The 18,874-nt window shown below is 69.5% G+C and carries 18 protein-coding genes; 6 read left to right on the forward strand and 12 right to left on the reverse strand.

What is annotated here, in order from left to right:
- Positions 1-17 precede the first annotated feature (17 nt).
- The 8 genes from MKK49_RS24350 to MKK49_RS24385 all read right to left on the reverse strand — a co-directional run bounded on the left by MKK49_RS24350 (position 18) and on the right by MKK49_RS24385 (position 9,380).
- The gene (locus tag MKK49_RS24350) at positions 18-860 is read right to left on the reverse strand and encodes a ParA family protein (RefSeq protein WP_244032837.1); all 843 of its coding nucleotides are present in this window, start codon (positions 858-860) and stop codon (positions 18-20) included.
- A 20-nt stretch (positions 861-880) separates the two neighbouring features.
- Positions 881-1,519: a 16S rRNA (guanine(527)-N(7))-methyltransferase RsmG gene (gene rsmG, locus MKK49_RS24355; protein WP_244032844.1), complete on the reverse strand. Its 639-nt coding sequence runs from the start codon at positions 1,517-1,519 to the stop codon at positions 881-883.
- Positions 1,509-3,392 carry a tRNA uridine-5-carboxymethylaminomethyl(34) synthesis enzyme MnmG gene (mnmG, locus tag MKK49_RS24360; protein ID WP_244032846.1) on the reverse strand — a complete coding sequence of 628 codons (1,884 nt, stop codon included), beginning with the start codon at positions 3,390-3,392 and terminating at the stop codon, positions 1,509-1,511. The genes rsmG and mnmG overlap by 11 nt, the downstream gene beginning before the upstream one ends.
- A 74-nt stretch (positions 3,393-3,466) precedes the next feature.
- Positions 3,467-4,984, reverse strand: a complete 1,518-nt coding sequence (gene mnmE / locus MKK49_RS24365; protein ID WP_244032819.1) for a tRNA uridine-5-carboxymethylaminomethyl(34) synthesis GTPase MnmE — start codon at positions 4,982-4,984, stop codon at positions 3,467-3,469.
- 160 nt (positions 4,985-5,144) lie between these two features.
- Positions 5,145-6,488, reverse strand: coding sequence for a transcription termination factor Rho (gene rho, locus MKK49_RS24370; protein WP_244032820.1), 1,344 nt, complete (start codon positions 6,486-6,488; stop codon positions 5,145-5,147).
- Between the two features lie 260 nt (positions 6,489-6,748).
- A complete protein-coding gene (locus MKK49_RS24375; RefSeq protein WP_244032825.1) occupies positions 6,749-7,414 on the reverse strand; it encodes a Smr/MutS family protein in 666 nt (221 codons plus the stop codon).
- Complete coding sequence (locus MKK49_RS24380) at positions 7,411-8,547, reverse strand: MltA domain-containing protein (protein ID WP_409565135.1); 1,137 nt, start codon at positions 8,545-8,547, stop codon at positions 7,411-7,413. Before MKK49_RS24380 ends, MKK49_RS24375 begins: the two co-directional genes overlap by 4 nt.
- A gap of 107 nt (positions 8,548-8,654) precedes the next feature.
- Positions 8,655-9,380 carry a Tim44/TimA family putative adaptor protein gene (locus tag MKK49_RS24385; RefSeq protein ID WP_056089758.1) on the reverse strand — a complete coding sequence of 242 codons (726 nt, stop codon included), beginning with the start codon at positions 9,378-9,380 and terminating at the stop codon, positions 8,655-8,657.
- A 603-nt stretch (positions 9,381-9,983) separates the two neighbouring features.
- Here MKK49_RS24385 and secB point away from each other — a divergent pair.
- Positions 9,984-10,490 (forward strand): protein-export chaperone SecB, encoded by a 507-nt coding sequence (secB, locus tag MKK49_RS24390; RefSeq protein WP_244032827.1) that lies wholly within the window; start codon positions 9,984-9,986, stop codon positions 10,488-10,490.
- A 127-nt stretch (positions 10,491-10,617) separates the two neighbouring features.
- On the opposite strand, the gene MKK49_RS24395 is transcribed toward secB, so the two are convergent.
- Complete coding sequence (locus tag MKK49_RS24395; RefSeq protein ID WP_244032828.1) at positions 10,618-10,791, reverse strand: hypothetical protein; 174 nt, start codon at positions 10,789-10,791, stop codon at positions 10,618-10,620.
- A gap of 439 nt (positions 10,792-11,230) precedes the next feature.
- Here MKK49_RS24395 and hisS point away from each other — a divergent pair, with 439 nt between their 5' ends.
- Entirely contained in the window at positions 11,231-12,754 is a 1,524-nt protein-coding gene (hisS, locus tag MKK49_RS24400; RefSeq protein WP_244032829.1) for a histidine--tRNA ligase, read from the forward strand.
- Between the two features lie 72 nt (positions 12,755-12,826).
- On the opposite strand, the gene MKK49_RS24405 is transcribed toward hisS, so the two are convergent.
- Positions 12,827-13,249 carry an organic hydroperoxide resistance protein gene (locus tag MKK49_RS24405; protein WP_244032830.1) on the reverse strand — a complete coding sequence of 141 codons (423 nt, stop codon included), beginning with the start codon at positions 13,247-13,249 and terminating at the stop codon, positions 12,827-12,829.
- Between the two features lie 252 nt (positions 13,250-13,501).
- On the opposite strand from MKK49_RS24405, the gene MKK49_RS24595 reads away from it, so the two are divergent.
- Entirely contained in the window at positions 13,502-14,080 is a 579-nt protein-coding gene (locus MKK49_RS24595) for a MarR family winged helix-turn-helix transcriptional regulator (RefSeq protein WP_279595766.1), read from the forward strand.
- Positions 14,081-14,151: 71 nt separating this feature from the next.
- Here MKK49_RS24595 and MKK49_RS24415 read toward each other — a convergent pair whose 3' ends face one another.
- Positions 14,152-14,514: a c-type cytochrome gene (locus MKK49_RS24415; RefSeq protein ID WP_244032831.1), complete on the reverse strand. Its 363-nt coding sequence runs from the start codon at positions 14,512-14,514 to the stop codon at positions 14,152-14,154.
- A gap of 329 nt (positions 14,515-14,843) precedes the next feature.
- On the opposite strand from MKK49_RS24415, the gene MKK49_RS24420 reads away from it, so the two are divergent.
- The 3 genes from MKK49_RS24420 to MKK49_RS24430 all read left to right on the forward strand — a co-directional run bounded on the left by MKK49_RS24420 (position 14,844) and on the right by MKK49_RS24430 (position 17,633).
- Positions 14,844-16,277 (forward strand): FAD-linked oxidase C-terminal domain-containing protein, encoded by a 1,434-nt coding sequence (locus MKK49_RS24420; RefSeq protein WP_244032832.1) that lies wholly within the window; start codon positions 14,844-14,846, stop codon positions 16,275-16,277.
- A gap of 110 nt (positions 16,278-16,387) precedes the next feature.
- Positions 16,388-16,654, forward strand: coding sequence for a hypothetical protein (locus tag MKK49_RS24425; protein ID WP_244032833.1), 267 nt, complete (start codon positions 16,388-16,390; stop codon positions 16,652-16,654).
- Positions 16,655-16,946: 292 nt separating this feature from the next.
- On the forward strand, positions 16,947-17,633 hold the full coding sequence (locus MKK49_RS24430; RefSeq protein WP_244032834.1) for a YoaK family protein: 687 nt from the start codon (positions 16,947-16,949) through the stop codon (positions 17,631-17,633).
- A gap of 330 nt (positions 17,634-17,963) precedes the next feature.
- Here MKK49_RS24430 and MKK49_RS24435 read toward each other — a convergent pair whose 3' ends face one another.
- The gene (locus tag MKK49_RS24435; protein WP_244032835.1) at positions 17,964-18,659 is read right to left on the reverse strand and encodes a spermidine synthase; all 696 of its coding nucleotides are present in this window, start codon (positions 18,657-18,659) and stop codon (positions 17,964-17,966) included.
- Between the last annotated feature and the right edge of the window lie 215 nt (positions 18,660-18,874).

Below are 18,874 nucleotides of genomic sequence, written 5' to 3' on the forward strand. Positions count from 1 at the left end.
GAAGTTTTGTGAGCACTCTAAGCCGCGACGGGCAGGCGCCCCTCGCGCTGGATGATCTCGGAGGCGAGGCGCAGATAGGCCTGGCTGCCGGCACATTTGAGATCGTAGAGCAGCACCGGCTTGCCGTGGGACGGGGCTTCCGACACGCGCACGTTGCGCGGGATCATGGTCTCGTAGACCTTGTCGCCCATGAAGCTGCGCACATCCGCCACCACCTGGGCCGAGAGGTTGTTGCGCGGGTCGAACATCGTCAGGACGATGCCCTGGATGGTCAGGCGCGCGTTCAGGGCGCCCCGCACCTGCTCCACCGTGCGCAGGAGCTGGCTCAGACCCTCAAGGGCGAAGAACTCGCATTGCAGAGGCACCAGCACCGCGTCCGCCGCCGCGAGCGCGTTGATGGTGAGCAGGTTGAGGGAGGGCGGGCAATCGATGAGAATGTAGGTCACGCCCTGCGTCGCCCCGCTCTGGCCGACGCCCTTGAGGACGTTGCGCAGGCGATGCGCCCGGTCCGGGGCCGTCGCCATCTCCATCTCCAGCCCGAGCAGGTCCATGGTCGAGGGCGCGACCATGAGGCGGGGCACGGCGGTCTGCACGCAGGCGGCGCCGAGTTCGGCCTCGCCCGCCAGCACATGATACGTCGAGACCTTGCGCTGACGCCGATCGACGCCGAGGCCGGTGGAGGCGTTGCCCTGGGGATCGAGGTCGATCACCAGCACCGACTCGCCGATGGCGGCCAGAGCCGTGCCAAGGTTGATCGCCGTGGTGGTCTTGCCGACGCCGCCCTTCTGGTTGGCGAGGGCGAGAATGCGCAGGGGCCGGTCCGGTTTTCCATCCGAAGGGACTTTGCCGCCGGACGACATGTCAGTGAGGGGAGCGCTGGTCATGAATCCACGCGGGAGAGGGCCGTGACGCGGACGATCCGCGCGTCAGAATCGGTACGGCTCGGCACAAGATCGTAAACGAATCTCCACCGTTGTGCCGCCTCGGTCAATTCGGATTGCACGTCACGCCCCTTGGGAAACAGCGCGACGGTGCCGGTTTTCAACAGAGGCTCGGTCCAGGCCAGGAGCTGGGTGAGGGGAGCGAGCGCCCTGGCGCAGACGACCTCGACCCTCGTACGGGCCGCGATCGCGTCCTCGATTCGGGCATTGTGGACCTGGGCCGGCGCTTCGGTCAGGCGCGCCGTCTCCAGGAGGAACGCGCATTTGCGCGCGTTGCTCTCGATGAGATCGACCTGAAAGCCCGGACGCTCGTGCCCGGCCAGGGCCAGGATCAGGCCGGGAATTCCGGCACCCGAGCCCAGGTCGAGCCAGCGCGTGGCGTTGGGCGCCAGAGCGATCAGCTGCAGCGCATCGGCGATATGCCGGGTCCAGACCTCTCCGAGGGTCGCGGGGCCGACAAGGTTCTTGACGGTCTGCCAGCGCCGGAGCTGCGCCACGTACAGATCGAGGCGGGTCGCTGTTTCACGTGAAACACCGGCCTCGGCGAGGACGCGCTCGCGCCCGGGCTCAGCCGGCATGGGTACCCACCGAACGGTCGCCGCGGCGGGCATGGGCGGCGAGCAGGGTCAGGGCCGCCGGGGTCACGCCTTCGATCCGCGCGGCCTGGCCCAGGGTTCCGGGGCGCACGGTCTCGAACTTGCTGCGCATCTCGTTCGAGAGGCCGGGGATCGCACCGTAGTCGAGCCGGATCGGCAGCGCGACGGCCTCGTCCCGGCGGAACGCGGCGATGTCGGCCTGCTGGCGGTCGAGGTAGACCGCGTAGGTGGCATCGGTCTGAAGCCGCTCCGCGATCCGATCCGGCACCTCCAAGAGATCCGGCCACACGGCCGCGAGGCGGTTCCAGTCGATATCCGGGTAGGACAGGAGCTGGAACGCGGAGCGGCGGATGCCGTCCTGATTGAGCGGGATGCCATGGGCGGCCGCCTGGTTCGGTGTCAGGCTCAAGCCGTCGAGGCGTGCCCGCGCCGCCTGAAGTGTGCCCTGGGACCGGGCGAAATGATTGGCCCGGTGGGTCCCGACGCAGCCCAGGGCCGCACCGCGCGGCGTCAGGCGTTCGTCGGCGTTGTCGACACGCAGGGACAGGCGATATTCGGACCGCGAGGTGAACATGCGGTAGGGCTCGCTCACCCCGTGGGTGACGAGGTCGTCGATCATCACGCCGAGGTAGGATTCGGCCCGGTCGAACACCGCCAGGGGCGACCCGCCGGCGAGGCGCGCCGCGTTGAGGCCGGCGACGAGGCCCTGCCCCGCCGCCTCCTCGTAGCCGGTGGTGCCGTTGATCTGCCCGGCGAGGAACAGGCCGGGCAGGCGGCGGGTCTGGAGCGTGGCGTCGAGCTCGCGCGGATCGACGTAATCGTACTCAATGGCGTAGCCCGGCCGCACGATGCTGGCCCGCTCCAGGCCGGGGATCAGGGCGATCACAGCGCGCTGCACCGCCTCCGGCAGCGCCGTGGAAATGCCGTTGGGATAGACCGTCGGGTCGTCGAGTCCCTCGGGTTCGAGGAAGATCTGGTGGCCCTCGCGGTCGCCGAACCGCACCACCTTGTCCTCGATGGACGGGCAGTAGCGCGGGCCGCGACTGGCGATGCCGCCGGAATACATCGGCGAGCGATGGAGGTTCGTGCGGATCAGGTCGTGAACCGCCGGGGTGGTGCGTGTAATGCCGCACCGGATCTGAGGGGTGGTGATCCGATCCGTCAGGGTGGAGAACGGGACGGGATCGCTGTCGGCCGATTGCATCTCGAGGCCGGACCAGTCGATGGTGCGCCCGTCCAAGCGCGCCGGGGTCCCGGTCTTGAGGCGGCCGAGGCCGAAGCCGTTGCGGTCGAGGGTCTCGGCGAGACCGACGGACGGACCTTCGCCGACGCGGCCGGCGGGCGTGCGGATCTCGCCGATATGGATGAGGCCGCGCAGGAAGGTGCCGGTGGTCAGCACCACGGCACCGCAGGGGAGGGCGCGTCCGTCCGCCAGGACCACGCCGGTGACGCGCCCCAGCTCGACGGTGAGATCGGCGACCTCGCCCTCGATCACCGTGAGGTTCGCGGTCTCGGCGATGGCCGCCTGCATGGCGGCGGCGTAGAGCTTGCGGTCGGCCTGCGTCCGCGGACCGCGCACGGCCGGCCCTTTGCGGCGATTGAGCAGACGGAACTGGATGCCGGCCGCGTCGGCGACCCGGCCCATGAGGCCGTCGAGGGCATCGACCTCGCGCACGAGATGGCCCTTGCCGAGGCCGCCGATGGCCGGGTTGCAGGACAGGGCGCCGATGGTGGCGGCCTTGTGCGTCACCAGGGCCGTGCGGGCACCGAAACGCGCGGCCGCCGCCGCGGCCTCTGTACCGGCATGGCCGCCGCCGACGACGATGACGTCATAGGGCGAAGGGGAATGGGACATGGCGTTGGAGTACGCGTGCAGGCGTGGCAGCGTCAACGCGTCTCGCGGTTTTTCACGTGAAACCGCGCGCCTGTCTACTTTCCGATACAGAAGCCGGAGAACAGGCGATCGAGCATCTCCTCGACGCTCACATGGCCCGCAACCTCCCCGAGCGCGCGCACGGCCAGGCGCAGGTCCTCGGCCGCGAGTTCGGGCAGGGCGGTGCCCTGCAACAGACGGTCGAGGTGGTCGCGACAGCGGGTCAGGCCGTCGCGATGGCGCTCGCGGGTGATCAGGGCGGCCTCGCCGCCGACGGCGTTCTCGGCATGATGTTCGATGGCATCGAGCAACGTGTCGAGGCCATAGCCGGTGACGGCGGAGATCGCGATCGTGTCGGAGCGAACCGAGACGGGTAAGAGATCGGCTTTGGTCGACACGCGCAGGACCGCGACACCCGAACCGAGAAGGCTACCGTATTCCAACCCCTGCTCGGGAGCGCTTGTCGAAAGCCCCGGCATATCGGTTCGAGGCACGACAGGCTTCCTCTCCTGGAAGGAGGGGGTGGGGGTGAGGTGTGGGACCTCTCCGGAAAGTTCGCACACCTCACCCTGTTCCTCTCCTTCCAGGAGAGGGGACCCGCGTGGATCGCGAGACGTGTCGGGGAGGGGAACAGGATCCGACACGATGCGGGCGTCGTCGAGGAGGAGCACGAGATCGGCCTGCGCCATGCGCGCCCGCGTCCGGCGGATGCCCTCGGCCTCGATGGCGTCGGTGGCCTCGCGCAGGCCGGCGGTGTCGACGAGGAGGACGGGCAGTCCGCCGAGGTCGCACCGCACCTCGATCACGTCGCGTGTCGTGCCGGGGATGGCCGAGACGATGGCGGCGTCGCGGCGGCTCAGGGCGTTGAGCAGGGTCGACTTGCCGGCGTTCGGCGGGCCGGCCAGGACGACGGTGAATCCGTCGCGCAGGCGCTCGCCGCGCCGCCCATCGGCGAGGGTGGCGGCGATGTCGTCGCGCACGCCGCGCGCTCTCGCGAACAGGGCGGCATCGAGGGCCGCGTCGTCGACATCGCCCTCGTCGGAGAAATCGAGGGCGGCTTCGACGCCGGCCAGGAGATCGATGAGCCCGTCGCGCCACGCCGCGACCCGATGTCCGAGGGCGCCGTCGAGCTGGCGCAGGGCCTGACGGCGCTGGGCTTCGGTCTCGGCGTCGATGAGGTCGGCGATGCCCTCGGCTTCCGTGAGCCCCATGCGGCCGTTGAGGAAGGCGCGGCGGGTGAAATCGCCGGGGGCCGCCGGAACGCAGCCGGGCACGGTCGCGAGGGCCCGCAGGACCGCCGTCCGGACGGCCGGACCGCCGTGGAGATGGAGTTCGGCCATGTCCTCGCCCGTGAAGGTGCCGGGACCGGGCATCCAGACGACGAGGGCCTGGTCGAGGGTCTCGCCCGTCTGCGGGTCGCGAAGGGGCCGCAGGACGAGGCGGCGCGGGGCGGGGAGGGGGCCGGCGAGCCGGGTCAGGAGCCGTTCGGATTCTGGCCCGCTGATGCGGAGGACGGCGACGGCCGCGCGGCCGAAGCCGCTGGCGGGGGCGAAGATGGTCGACGGCGCATCCATCGCGGCAGGCTTTTCGGACGGTGTGGCGGCCGAACAATGAGCCGGCGCAAGAGTTAACTTCCGTTGGAAATCGTAGTGCAATGTCAACGACTTGCGAGAACGGTTCGCATCATCGCCGAACAGCAGAAGGGCTCCCCTTGGGGAGCCCTTCGCAGTTGCCTCAGGTGTTCATCGAGTCGAAGAAGTCGTTGTTGCTCTTGGTCTGGCGCAGCTTGTCCATGAGGAACTCGATGGCGTCGGTGACGCCCATCGGGTTGAGGATGCGGCGGAGCACGTAGGTCTTCTTGAGGGAATCCGGCGGCACCAGGAGCTCTTCCTTGCGGGTGCCCGAGCGGGTGATGTCGATGGCCGGGAAGATGCGCTTGTCCGAGACCTTGCGGTCGAGGATGATCTCGGAGTTGCCGGTGCCCTTGAACTCCTCGAAGATCACCTCGTCCATGCGCGAGCCGGTGTCGATGAGCGCCGTCGCGATGATCGAAAGCGAGCCGCCCTCCTCGATGTTGCGGGCGGCACCGAAGAAGCGCTTCGGGCGCTGCAGGGCGTTGGCGTCGACACCGCCGGTGAGCACCTTGCCGGAGGACGGCACGACGGTGTTGTAGGCCCGGCCCAGGCGGGTGATCGAATCGAGGAGGATCACCACGTCGCGGCCGTGCTCGACCAGGCGCTTGGCCTTCTCGATGACCATCTCGGCGACCTGCACGTGGCGGGTGGCCGGCTCGTCGAAGGTCGAGGCGATGACCTCGCCCTTCACCGAGCGGATCATGTCGGTCACTTCCTCGGGGCGCTCGTCGATGAGCAGCACGATGAGGTAGCATTCCGGGTGGTTGATGGTGATCGACTGGGCGATGTTCTGCATCAGCACGGTCTTGCCCGTGCGCGGCGGCGCCACGATGAGGGCGCGCTGGCCCTTGCCGATGGGGGCGACGATGTCGATGATCCGAGGGCTGAAATCCTTCTTCGGCGGATTGTCGAGCTCCAGCTTGAAGCGCTGGGTCGGGAACAGCGGCGTCAGGTTGTCGAAGTGGACCTTGTGCTTGATCTTCTCCGGGTTCTCGAAGTTGATCGTGTTGACCTTCAGCAGGGCGAAGTAGCGCTCGCCGTCCTTCGGACCCCGGATCGGACCCTCCACCGTGTCGCCCGTGCGCAGGCCGAAGCGGCGGATCTGGGTCGGCGAGATGTAGATGTCGTCGGGGCCGGGCAGGTAGTTCGACTCGGAGGAGCGCAGGAAGCCGAAGCCGTCCTGGAGCACCTCGACGGTGCCGGCGCCGATGATCTCGACCTCCTTGGCAGCGAGCTGCTTCAGGATCGCGAACATCAGCTCCTGCTTGCGCATGGTCGAGGCGTTCTCGACCTCGACCTCTTCGGCGAAGGCCGTCAGTTCGGTCGGCGTCTTGGACTTGAGGTCCTGGAGCTTGACCTCGCGCATGCCGTCGAGATCGGCGGCGACGATGCTGCCCTCGGCCGGCGAATCCACGGGTTCAAGGGCGTCGTAGGTGGATGTCATGGGCGTTCAAAACCGCGGAAGGACGGACAACGGGCGACAATGTCGGGAGTGAATTCGCCGGGCGCTGTTTTGAGCGCCTGTGGTCGGGCCATCGGGGAGACGGCTCCGCGCATCGTCTTGGGGGAGCCTTGGGGCTCACGGGATGCAGCACGGCGTAACGAGGAGGGAGTTCACCGTTATCGCGTTTCGCTCGCTTGCTCAAGTCCCGGGTTCGCTCGAGTCCCGGCTCAGTGCAAGTCTCCGCTTGGTAATGGACGACGTCAGCGCCGGCGCAGGCGGACATAGAGGGCGCCGGCCCCGCCATGGTGGCGGGCCGCTTCCTCGAAGCCGAGCACGAAGCCGCGCAGTTCGGGCGCCCGCAGCCAGTGCGGCACGCTCCGGCGCAGGACGCCGCGCTCGGAGAACGCGTCGTCGTAGTCCAGGCCGCCCTTGCCGATCCCACCCTTGCCCGTGACGACGAGGACGTGGGTGTGCCCGGCCGCCCGCGCCCGCATGAGGAACCCGGTCAGGGCGCCGTGGGCCTCGGCCTGGTACATCCCGTGGAGGTCGATGCGGGCATCGACCTGCAGCGCCCCCCGGCGGAAGGCGAGGCGGACGCGCCGCTCGAGGCCCGGCGCTAGGGGGGGGGGGGCGATCACCGGAGCCGGGGCCGGCGGTGGCGGACTCGGCTTCAGGATGACGCGCTTGGCCGGCGGTTTTACGGGGAGCTTCACGGGCGGCTTGGCGGCAACCTCCGCCACTGCTTTGTGAGCCGGCTTCGCAACGATCGCCGCAACGATCTTCGGCGGCGTGCCGACGGGCGCGTCCGCAGGCTTCGCCTTGGCGGGCCTGGTCCTGGCCCGCAGGGGCGTGATCAGGCGGGCGATCTCGCCCCACAGGTAGGCATCCTCGCCCGAGAGGCCGCGCGGCCGGCGGGGGGGCCTCATGGTCCGGTCGGCGCGGCGGAGGGCGCCGCCGGCGCGACGGGGCGCGGCAGCAGCACGACGAAGCCGGCCTGCGCCCGCAGATTGCCGGCGGCGACGCCCGCCGCGTCTCCGGTCCCGAGGTAGAGGTCGCCCCGGGCGGGACCGACGATGGCCGAGCCGGTGTCGGCCGCGATGGCGAGCCGGCCCGTGGCGGGATCGTCCGACCCTTCGAGCCAGAACGGCAGGCCGTACCGCCACAGGGTGGAATCCACGGCGAGGCTGTGTCCGGGGCTCAGGGGAACGCCGGCGGCCCCCGGCGGCCCGAGGGCCGGGTCGTCGATGGGGGCGAGCTTGAAAAAGATGTACGATTCGTTGCGGCGCATGAGGCGGCGGGCCGTCCCGGGATTGTCGCGCAGCCAGCCGGTCCAGCGCGCCAGGGTGAGGCCGTCGAGGGGCAGGTGACCCTCCGTGACGATGAGCTTGCCGATGGACGTGTAGGGCCGGCCGTTGCGCCCGTCGTAGAGCACGCGGACCACGCGCCCGTCCGTCAGGCGCACCCGTCCCGAGCCCTGGACCTGGAGCACGAACAGATCGACGGGGTGCAGCCACAGGAGCGGCCTCGCGGCCTCGCCGAGCGCCCCGTCCTCGATGGCGGCGCGGTCGGGATAGGGCGCGAGGCCCGTCTCCGTTCGGCGCGCGGCGCGGAACGCCGGATCGAGGCCGGGCCGGGTCTCGCCGGGCTCCAGGCTCACGAGGTCGCCGGGCCGGGCGAGGACGGGGGCGGTGAAGCCCGGCGCCGCGACGGGCGAGCCCGTGAGTTCGGGCTCGAAATAGCCCGTAAGGAAGCCCGTGCGTCGTTCCGCAAGGCCGTCCGCCGCCGGCCGGACGATTCGGTAGGCGGAAAACGCCGTGGCGAAGAAGGCGGCCGCGCCGTCGGACGTCACGGCGGCGACCCGCGCGCACGCCGCGGCGAGGTCGGCGGCCGAGCCGGTCGCCGAGGCGGCCATCGCGACGGGTGGGGCCGCGCAGGTGCGGCGGAACGCGTCGAGGGCGACGGCCGGATCGGGGCCGGGAAAGCCCGGCAGGCGCGCGGCATCGACGGCTTCCAGCACGGCGCCGCCCGACACCGCCCCACCCGAAACTGCCCCGCCCAAGCGCAACGGCTCGGCCGCGCGAGCGACCGAGCCGGGAAGGGGAGGGCAGAGGACGAGGGCGGCCAGGGCCGCCCCGACAGGGTGAGCTCGCACGCGGATAAGGCGCGTCAGGCGCCGGCTTCGGTGGCGACGAGCTGCCAGTTCGGGTCGCGGGTGCCCAGCGTCCGGGCGAAGGTCCACACGTCGGGCACCTCGACCACGGTCTCGGCGCTGCCGTCGATCACCTGGCCCTGCGCGTTGCGGGTGGCGGTGATGAGGTGCGACAGGAAATGCACCGTCACCTGGGCGACGCGGTTCTTCACGTCGACGGCGACGATCTCGGCCTTGTCGAGGGAGACGAAGGTGGTCTCGACCACTTCCTTGCGGCCCTCGCGGGCATCGATCTCGCGCTCGAAGCCCTCGCAGACCTCCCGCGACAGCAGGCTGCGCAGGGTCTTGCGGTCGCCCTTGGCGAAGGCGATCACGATGGCCTCGTAGGCCGACTTGGCGCCCTCGACGAAGCCGCGCGGATCGAAGCCGGGCTCCACCTGCACCACGGCCTCGAGGCCGTTGGCGATGGCCGAGCCGGGCTCGGCGATGCCGCGCCAGTCGCGGACCTCCGCCTTGGGGGCCGCCTGCGTCCGGTCCGCCGGCGCACGGTCGGCGCCGGGCAGGCGCACCACGTTGTCGCCCTCCGTCCGGGTGGCCGGCGGCTCCGTGCGGCTGCGGTCCACGGGCTTGAAGGGCGAGCGCTCGGCCCCGGTCTTCTGGCCGAGCACCGAGCGCAGCCGCCAGATCACGAACACCGCCAGGGCGAGGAAGATCAAGGTCGTCACGTCGAAGGAGTCCTGCATCACCGATCCTGATCGTGGCCGTCGCACGACGACTTCATTTCGAGGGGTTACCGGAAACCCCGCCTGATGCGCGCCGCGTGTTGCTCGCAAAACGCCCGCCGCGCCGTCATGCCCATAGCGATAACGAGCCCGGGGCAGAAGTTGTGTTAGCCCTCTTAGCGGAGCGCCGCGCCGGGAGCGAGCCGGGTCGTTCGAACCGGCCCATCGCCTGCGCCCGCCACGACGGCCCGGTGCGATGTTGAAATATGGTACGCCGCCGGCCCGGTTCCAGGCGTCGTCGGCTTCGATCAGGCTGCCGCCGGCTTCGATCAGGCTGCCGCCGGCTTCGATCAGGCTGCCGCCGGCCCGGTTCAGGCTGCCGCCGGCCCGGTTCAGGCTGCCGCCGGCCCGGTTCAGGCTGCCGCCGGCCCGGTTCAGGCTGCCGCCGGCCCGCGCCTTGTTCGCACCCGGCGGGCATGATAGCGCGCTCTCGCACCGGATGGGTGGTCGCAACCGTCGCAAGCGAACAAGAACTGGCTCGGTCGTCGGCCCGCGCGTGCCCCCAAGAATCGCGTCCCCCAAGGGTATCGTGCCCCCGGGGATCTTGAGAAGGACGAGAACGCCATGGCCGACACATCGGCACCGAACGGGAACGGTGGCGCCACGGCGCAGACCGAGGACCAGCTTCCGGGCATCAACGCCCTCGGACAATACGCCAAGGATCTCTCCTTCGAGAATCCGAACGCCCCGCGCTCGCTCCAGCCCCAGGACGCCGCGCCGCAGATCAACATCCAGGTCAACGTCAACGCCAAGCAGCTCGCCGAGGAGGATTTCGAGGTCGAGCTGACCCTGGAGGGCGACGCCAAGACCGCGACCGAGGTGCTGTTCGCCTTCGAGCTGACCTATGCGGGCATCTTCCGCATGCGCAACATCCCGCAGGACCAGCTCCATCCGGCCGTGATGATCGAGTGCCCGCGCCTGCTGTTCCCGTTCGCGCGCCAGATCGTCGCCGAGGCCGTGCGCAACGGCGGCTTCCCGCCGCTCTACATCGACCCCATCGATTTCGTCGGCCTCTATCGCCAGAAGGCGATGGAAGCGCAGAGCGCCGAGAGCGGTCCGCTCTCGTCCTGAGCTGGCCGCCCCGCCGTGGGCGGGGCTGGAACCTCGCGAAAAGCCCCGGCCGGATGGTCGGGGCTTCTTGCTGTCGGCTGGCCGGGAACGCTGATCCTGTCTCCGCTATGATCGCGTGGAAAGAGGATCAGGGCTTCTCGCCGGGCCTTCCATCGGATCGGCCGGCCCGGTGCGGCAGGGCCGGATTCTGGGGGCCAAACCGCTTGTCGAAGGCTTGCGCCAGGCCACGGGCATAGAAGTAGGCCCCCGCGCCGATGGCGAGGGCGAGGGCCGCGACCTGGACGGTGAAGAGCCACGTCATGCTCAATCCTCGCTTCGCATGAATGCGAGAACACTCTGGGCCAAGAGATGTAGGACGAGTCCCGTCGCGATCCAAGCGAGTGTCTGAAGGGCAATCCGTGTCGGATCATGAACCCCGGGAACGATCACACCGGCCCCGATCACCCCGATCCCGAGGGAATTCAGAAGGTTCGCCAAGAGCTTGACGCGTTCATTGACGCGTTTGGCCGCGAGCTTTCGCGCAGAGACTTCCGACCCCGAGGGGATGCCGCCGTCGCTCACGTTCGCGTCCAGTCCGTATCCGTTGTTTTGCACGATACAACCGAAGGTCGATTTTTAAAGGGAAATGATCGCGTTCTGTGTGGGGCATGGTGTCTTCCCCACCCCCGCGCTTGCCGCCCCGGCCCCCCCGCGATAGAGCCCGCGCAACCCCCCAAAACCCTCCGCAGAGCGAAACCAACATGGCCAAGGCCGATTCCCACAAGGCCGACACCCTGAAAGCCCGCCTGCCGCGCGGCTTCGTCGACCGGCGCGAGGACGAGATCGCCGCCCAGCACCGGATGCTGGAGACGATCCGCCAGAGCTTCGAGCTCTACGGCTTCGAGGCCCTGGAGACCCCGTTCGTCGAGTACACCGAGGCGCTCGGCAAGTTCCTGCCCGACCTCGACCGGCCCAACGAGGGCGTGTTCTCGTTCCAGGACGACGACGAATCCTGGCTGTCCCTGCGCTACGACCTCACGGCGCCGCTCGCCCGCCACGTGGCCGAGCATTTCGACGCGATCCCGAAGCCCTACCGCAGCTTTCGCGCCGGCTACGTTTTTCGCAACGAGAAGCCGGGCCCGGGGCGCTTCCGCCAGTTCATGCAGTTCGACGCCGACATCGTCGGCGCCGGCTCCGTCGCGGCGGATGCCGAGATCTGCATGCTCATGGCCGACACCCTGGAGAAGCTCGGGCTCGCCGGGCAGTTCGTCGTCAAGGTCAATAACCGCAAGGTCCTCGACGGCGTCATGGAGGCCATCGGCCTCGCCGGAGCCGACAAGGCCGGCCAGCGCCTCACCGTCCTGCGCGCCATCGACAAGCTCGACCGCCTCGGCGCCGACGGCGTGCGCGATCTCCTCGGTGCGGGCCGCAAGGACGAGAGCGGCGACTTCACCAAGGGGGCGGGCCTCGACGCGGCGGCGGTGGAGCGCATCCTCGCCTACGTCTCGTTCCAGTCCGCCCCCGTGGAGGGCGCCGACCGGATGGCGTTCTGGGAGCAGTTCTTCGGCGCCTGGACCGACGTGGTGGGCGATTCGGCCACCGGGCGCGAGGGCATCGCCGAACTCCACGCGATGATGCGGCTCTGCGCGGCGGCCGGCTACGGCTTCGACCGCATCCGCGCCGACCCGAGCGTGGTGCGCGGCCTCGAATACTACACCGGCCCGGTCTACGAGGCCGAACTGACCTTCCCGGTCACCAACGAGGACGGACAGGTGGTGCGCTTCGGCTCGGTGGCGGGTGGCGGGCGCTACGACGGCCTCGTCGGCCGGTTCCGTGCCGAGCCGGTGCCGGCCACGGGCTTCTCCATCGGCGTCTCGCGCCTGTTCTCGGCCCTGCAGCTCATCAAGAGTCCGCTGCTCGAGGGCACGAAGAAACCCGGCCCCGTGGTCGTGCTGGTGCTGGATCGCGAGAACATCGCCGACTACCAGCGCCTCGTGGCGGCCTTGCGCGGCGACGGCATCCGGGCGGAGCTCTATCTCGGCGGCTCGGGCATGAAGGCGCAGATGAAGTACGCCGACCGGCGGGGTTCCCCCTGCGCCATCATCCAGGGCTCGAACGAGCGCGAGGCCGGCGAGGTCCAGATCAAGGACCTCATCGAGGGCGCCAAGGCGGCCGAGGGGATTGCGAGCAACGCCGAGTGGAAGGCCGCCCGCCCCGCCCAGTTCTCGGTGCCGGAGGCCGAGATGGTCGCGCGGGTGCGCGAGGTGCTGGCGCGCCACTACTGAGAGCCCGCGCGGCGCTCATGAAAAAGCCCCCGCGCGAGAACAGTCGCGCGGGGGCTTTTGTTTGGGTGTCGCTCAGGCGGCCGAGATGTCGACCTGGATGTTGCCGCGCGTCGCGTGCGAGTACGGGCACACCACGTCGGCGCGCTTCACGAGGTCTTCGGCGACGCTGTGGTCGACGCCCGGCAGGGTCGCCTTGAGGGTGACGACGAGGCCGAAGCCGGTGCCGTCGTCGCGCTTGCCGATGCCGACGGAGGATTCGACCTTGGCGTCCTCGGCGATCTTCACCTTGTCCTGGGCCGCCACGAACTTGATCGCGCCGAGGAAGCAGGCGGCGTAGCCGGCGGCGAAGAGCTGCTCGGGATTGGCGCCGGGGGCGCCGTTGCCGCCGAGCTCCTTCGGGGTGGTGAGCGTGACGTCCACGGTCCCGTTGTCGCTGGCGGCAGAGCCTTCACGGCCGCCGGTGGCATGGGCGTGAGCGGTGTAGAGTGCCTGCATGATCGGTCTCCTCGCGAGGATGGTGCGGTCTGGATCAGCGTCAACGCAACGTGCCGGGGCCGGCAGATGAGTTGTGCGCAATCTGGTTTCTCCTATCGCACGATGATCGATTGCGCGCAACTTAGTTTCCGCGTCGCGACGGTCGATTGTGCACAATATGAGTCTTGTCTAAGATAGGGCGCGCCGATGGCCGTGGCACCCCGTCGGCGGATGTCGCGCCGCGTGTCACCCTTCGAAATGGAAAGTCGCCGCATGTCGGGCCGCGCGGACATCCCGACCCACCCGGATCTTCCCGCCCTGCCGACCTCGGCGCAGAGCCTGGACGCGCAACTGTGCTTTGCCGTCTATGCGGCGGCGCATGCCTTCGGCCGGGCCTACCGGTCGCTCCTGGCGACCCATGACCTGACCTACCCGCAATACCTCGTGCTCCTCGTCCTGTGGGAGCGGGAGGGGCAGACGGTCAAGGAGGTCGGGGCCCGGCTGTTCCTCGATTCCGGCACCCTGACGCCGCTCCTGAAGCGGCTGGAGGCATCGGGCCATGTCCGGCGTGCCCGCGACCGGGCCGACGAGCGTCAGGTGAGCATCTTCCTCACCGAGAAGGGCCGGGCCCTGCAGGGCCGGATGGAATGCGTGCCGCACGCGGCCGGCGGCCTCACCGGCCTCGATCTCGATGGGCGCCTGGCGCTCCTCGATATCCTGGTGAACCTGCGCGGGGCCCTGCATGCGGGCTCCGGCGAGGCCGGCGACGCACAGGCTTCCGAGAAACAGACTTCCGAGAAACAGGTCTCCAAGAAAAAAGCCGCCCCCGCGGGGGCGGGAACGGCTTCCTGAACCGGGTCTCCGACGAACCGGCCCGTCCGCGACGGGCCGGCCCGACAGACCTCAGGACGTTACGTTGAGGCTCAGGACTTGGTCTTGAGGTAGGCGATGATGTCGTCGACCTTCTTCGGGTCCTTGACGCCGGGGAAGACCATCTTGGTGCCGGGGATCTTCTTCTTCGGGTCGGTGAGCCACTCGTGCAGGTTGGCCTCGTCCCAGGTGATGCCGGAGCCCTTCATGGCCGCCGAGAAGGCGTAGCCATCGGCGCCTTCGCCGGCCTTCGAGCCGACGACGCCCTTGAGGGTCGGGCCGACGCCGTTCTTCTCGAAGTTGTGGCAGGCCTTGCAGGGGGCGAACGCCTTCTCGCCGGCGGCGGCATCGCCTTCGGCATGGGCGGAAAGAGGGAGCACGAGCGCGAGGGCGACGCCGAGGATGAGATGACGCATTCTTGTTTCCTCCTGAGGGGCAGATGGAGCCACCCCGGCTTATGGCAGAGCTTGGTCCTTTAGAACAGATCAAGGGTGAAAACGTTCCAGTCCGTCCCATGGCGTCTGCGGCGAAAGGAAGCTTGGGGCGGGCCGCATCCGTGGGGCGATCCCGCCCCCGGCCGAAGCCGCTGGGACAGTCGCGGATTTGGTTGTACCCTGCGCTTCACGCCGTTGCAGACCACGCCATCGGTCCTACGCCGTCCAAGCTGAGCGCAGGCTGAAGAACGGTCGTGCCAGTGCGGAACGTCCCTGAGGAACGCCCCCGAAGAACGACCCGAGGAACCGAGATGTCCATCGCCTTTCCCGTGCCGGATGCCGGCATCGTCGCCCGCCGCGACGCGATCATCGAAGGGCTTCGCCCCCTGGTGGCGGCCGAGGCCCTGGTGACGACGGAGGACGAGCGCCGCGCCTTCGAGACCGACGGGCTCACCGCCTACCGCAAGATGCCGCTCGCCGTCGTCCTGCCCTCCACCACGGCGGAAGTCTCGGCCGTGATGGCGTATTGCCACGCCAACGGCGTGCGGGTGGTGCCGCGCGGGGCCGGCACGTCGCTCGCCGGCGGCGCCATCGCCCAGGAGGACGCCATCATCCTCGGCGTGGCCAAGATGAACCGCATCCTCGACATCAGCTACGAGAACCGGACCGCCCGGGTCGAATCCGGCATCACCAACCTCGCCATTTCGGGTGCCGTCTCCCACGAGGGCTTCTTCTACGCCCCCGACCCGTCGAGCCAGCTCGCCTGCACCATCGCGGGCAACATCGCGATGAATTCCGGCGGGGCGCATTGCCTCAAATACGGGGTGACCACCAACAACCTCATGGGCGTCACCCTGGTGATGAACGACGGCACCGTGGTGGAGATCGGCGGCGACCACCTCGATTCCGGCGGCTACGACCTTTTGGGCCTCGTCTGCGGCTCGGAAGGCCAGCTCGGCATCGTCACCGAGGCCACCGTGCGCATCCTGCGCGGGGCCGAGGGCGCGCGCCCGGCGCTGTTCGGCTTCGCCTCCGTCGAGGATGCGGGCGCCTGCACCGCCGCCATCATCGCCGCCGGCATCATCCCCGTGGCGATGGAGTACATGGACCGCGAGGCGATCCTCATCACCGAGGATTTCGCGCAGGCCGGCTACCCGCGCGACGCCGAGGCGATGCTCATCATCGAGGTCGAGGGCTCGGACGCCGAGTGCGAGGCCATGCTCGCCCGCATCGTCGCCATCGCGGGGGACTTTCGCCCGACGAGCCTGCGGGTGTCGAAGTCGGAGGGGGAAAGTGCCGCCATCTGGAAGGGCCGCAAGTCCGCCTTCGGCGCCACGGGCCGCATCTCCGACTACATCTGCATGGACGGCACGATTCCCACGGGGCAGCTGCCCCTGGTGCTCGAGCGCATCGGCGCCATCTGCGCCGGCCACGGCCTGCGGGTCGCCAACGTGTTCCATGCCGGGGACGGCAACCTCCACCCGCTGATCCTGTTCGACATCAACAAGCCGGGCGAGCTCCAGAAGGCCGAGGCCGCCGGCGACGCCATCCTCAAGCTCTGCGTCGAGGTCGGCGGTTGCCTCACCGGGGAACACGGCGTCGGCATCGAGAAGCGCGAGCTCATGCGCTTCCAGTATGCCCAGGCCGACCTCGACCAGCAGATGCGGGTGAAGAACGTGTTCGATCCCGGCTGGCTCATGAACCCCGCCAAGGTGTTTCCCCTGGAAGGCCGCGTCGCGGCCTGACCCAGCCTGTTTTCCCAAGGCCGCGTCGCGGCGTGAACGACGACGCCTCGGCCGTCGGAACGGAGCGGTTCGTCCCGATGTTTGATCCTCCGCAATCGTGGAGGATCACCATGCGGATCGTTTCGACCCTGTCGGCCGTCGCCCTCGCCACCCTGGTCAGCGCCGGCGCCGCCGAGGCCAAGGGCTGCATCAAGGGCGCGATCATCGGCGGTCTCGCCGGCCACTACCTCGCCGAGCGCGGCGTCGTCGGCGCCGTGGCGGGCTGCCTCGGCGGGCGCTACCTCGCCAACCGCAAGGCCCGGCGCGAGCGGGAGATCGACTACGGCTCGCGCGTGCAGCAGGGCGGCGGCTACGGCCAGCGCGGGTACAATTACTGAGCGTCTCTGACCGAGCGTCTCTCGCAAACCTCCCGCGGCACTGCCGTGTTCGGACCGCGAACCGACGGCGATCGGGCGGTTTGCGACGCGCCCGGAACGGGCCGGTCACGCCGGGCGGCTCCCTGTCTCCCGGCGGGCGGTGCGGTTCCGCTCGCCTTGGCGGAGGAAGACCGTTTCCGCTTCGTCGCTTCGGATCGGAGCGTCGCGCCGGGGGGCGCGCGTCGCGTGGTGAAAATTCGGCGGAGGGTCCCCGTCCGAAGCGTCCGAGGGGTGGTTGGGAGACCGATGCAACGTGTCCACGCACGCTTATAGGGATGTGGCGATCGGTGCCGGGCTCGCCTTCGTCGCCGGCTTCGTCGACGCCGCTGCCTTCATTGCGCTGACCGGCCTCTTCACGGCTCACGTCACCGGCAATTTCGTCCTGATCGGCGCGGAACTGATCTCGACCTCGACCGGCGTCCTCGCCAAGCTGCTGGCCCTGCCGATGTTCGTCCTGGCCGTCGCCGTGACACGCCTGATCGCTCTGGCCCTGGAGCGGAGCGGATCGCCGCCGCTGCGCCCCCTGCTCGCGTTCGAAGCCGCCGTTCTCATCGCCTTCTCGGTCGCGGGCGCGGTCCTGTCGCCGCTCGGCTCACCGGACGGCGCGAAGGCGATTGGCGTCGGCATGCTCGGGGTCGCCGCGATGGGCATCCAGAATGGCATCGGGCGTCTCGTGATCGGTCACTTGGCCGCGACCACCGTGATGACCGTGAACGTCACGCAGGCCGTAATCGATCTGACCGACCGCCTGTGCGGGGCAAGGCTCGGTGACCAGGTCCGCACCCGCCTGCGGCGGACGCTGTCCGCCGTGCTGGCCTTCGCGGCGGGCGCACTGGCGGGGGCCTTCGGATTTGCCACCTTGTCCTTCTGGTGCATGCTCGTGCCCGCCGCCATCCTGGTCGGATTGCTGATCGTTCCTGAGCAGAAACCTGCCGCGTGATTACCCGCCATGGGTCGAACCCGGATGCGGCCGAGGGAGCCCAAGCGTCGTGCCAAGCGCCGGATGTCCTGCCTTTCCAGGCAGGGCGATCGCAAATGAACCGCGACGGGACCCGTCTCCTTCCGGGCTCCGGCATCCGCCCATCGCGCGGGCAGCACGGGTCCCCTCTCCTGGAAGGAGAGGGACAGGGTGAGGTGTGTGACCTTTCCGGAGAGTTCGCACACCTCACCCCAACCCTCTCCTTCCAGGAGAGGGGGCCTGTCGTGACGGTTCGAAGCGCTTTGCTTCGCGTCCGAGACGCCACCAGCCGTCCCGAAACGGGCTCCGCCGTCAGGCCGCCGAGGCCTCGGCGCCCACCTCCACCCGCACGGCGATCCACAGCACGTGCCGGCGCCCCCCCGGATGGGCGGGAAAGCGGATCTCCTCGACGGCAAAGCCGCAGCGCTTGAGCCGGGCCTTGAACCGGCGGTCGGGGGAGCCCGACCATACCGCCAGGAGGCCGCCCGGCCGCAGGGCGTAGTGCGCCCGCTTCAGACCCCAGACGTCGTAGAGCCGGTCGTTGGAACGCCGCGTCATGCCCTTCGGGCCGTTGTCGACATCGAGCAGGATCGCGTCGAAGCGCGCCGGGTCCGACTGGATCAGACGGTTCACGTCCGCCTCGACGAGGGTGACCCGGGGATCGTCGAGGCTCGTGCCGTGCAGGTGCGCGAGGGGCCCGCGGGCCCAGGCGACGACGCCCGGCACGAGTTCGGCGACCACCACTTCGGCTTGGGGCCCGAGCACGTCGAGGGCGGCCCGCAGGGTGAAGCCCATGCCGAGGCCGCCGATGAGGATGCGGGGGCTCGCGCGGTCCGTCAGCCGTCCGCACGGGATCGTGGCGAGCGCCTGCTCCGATCCGCGATCCTGGTCGGTCATCAGTTCGGCCGTGCCGACCTGGATCGAGTAGGCCTCGCCCCAGCGGCGCAGGTGCAGGATGTCGACCCCACCGGGAATCGGGGTGCTGTCGAGATCGACCCAGGCCGTCACCGTCGCGTCTCCACCAAAGCCCCTACGCAGGTTTCGCAAAAATGGCCCCCGGTTCTGCGTTGAGAATCTGCACGCAAACATCCGCTCGATGGCGCTTTCCGAAAGCCGCACTCAGCAGGCGTGAAGCGCAACAGGCCCCCTCTCCTGGAAGGAGAGGGTTGGGGTGAGGTGTGGGACCTATTCGGAAAGTTCGCACACCTCACCCTGTCCCTCTC

The sequence above is a fragment of the Methylobacterium sp. J-090 genome (genome assembly GCF_022829345.1).
GTDB lineage: Bacteria > Pseudomonadota > Alphaproteobacteria > Rhizobiales > Beijerinckiaceae > Methylobacterium.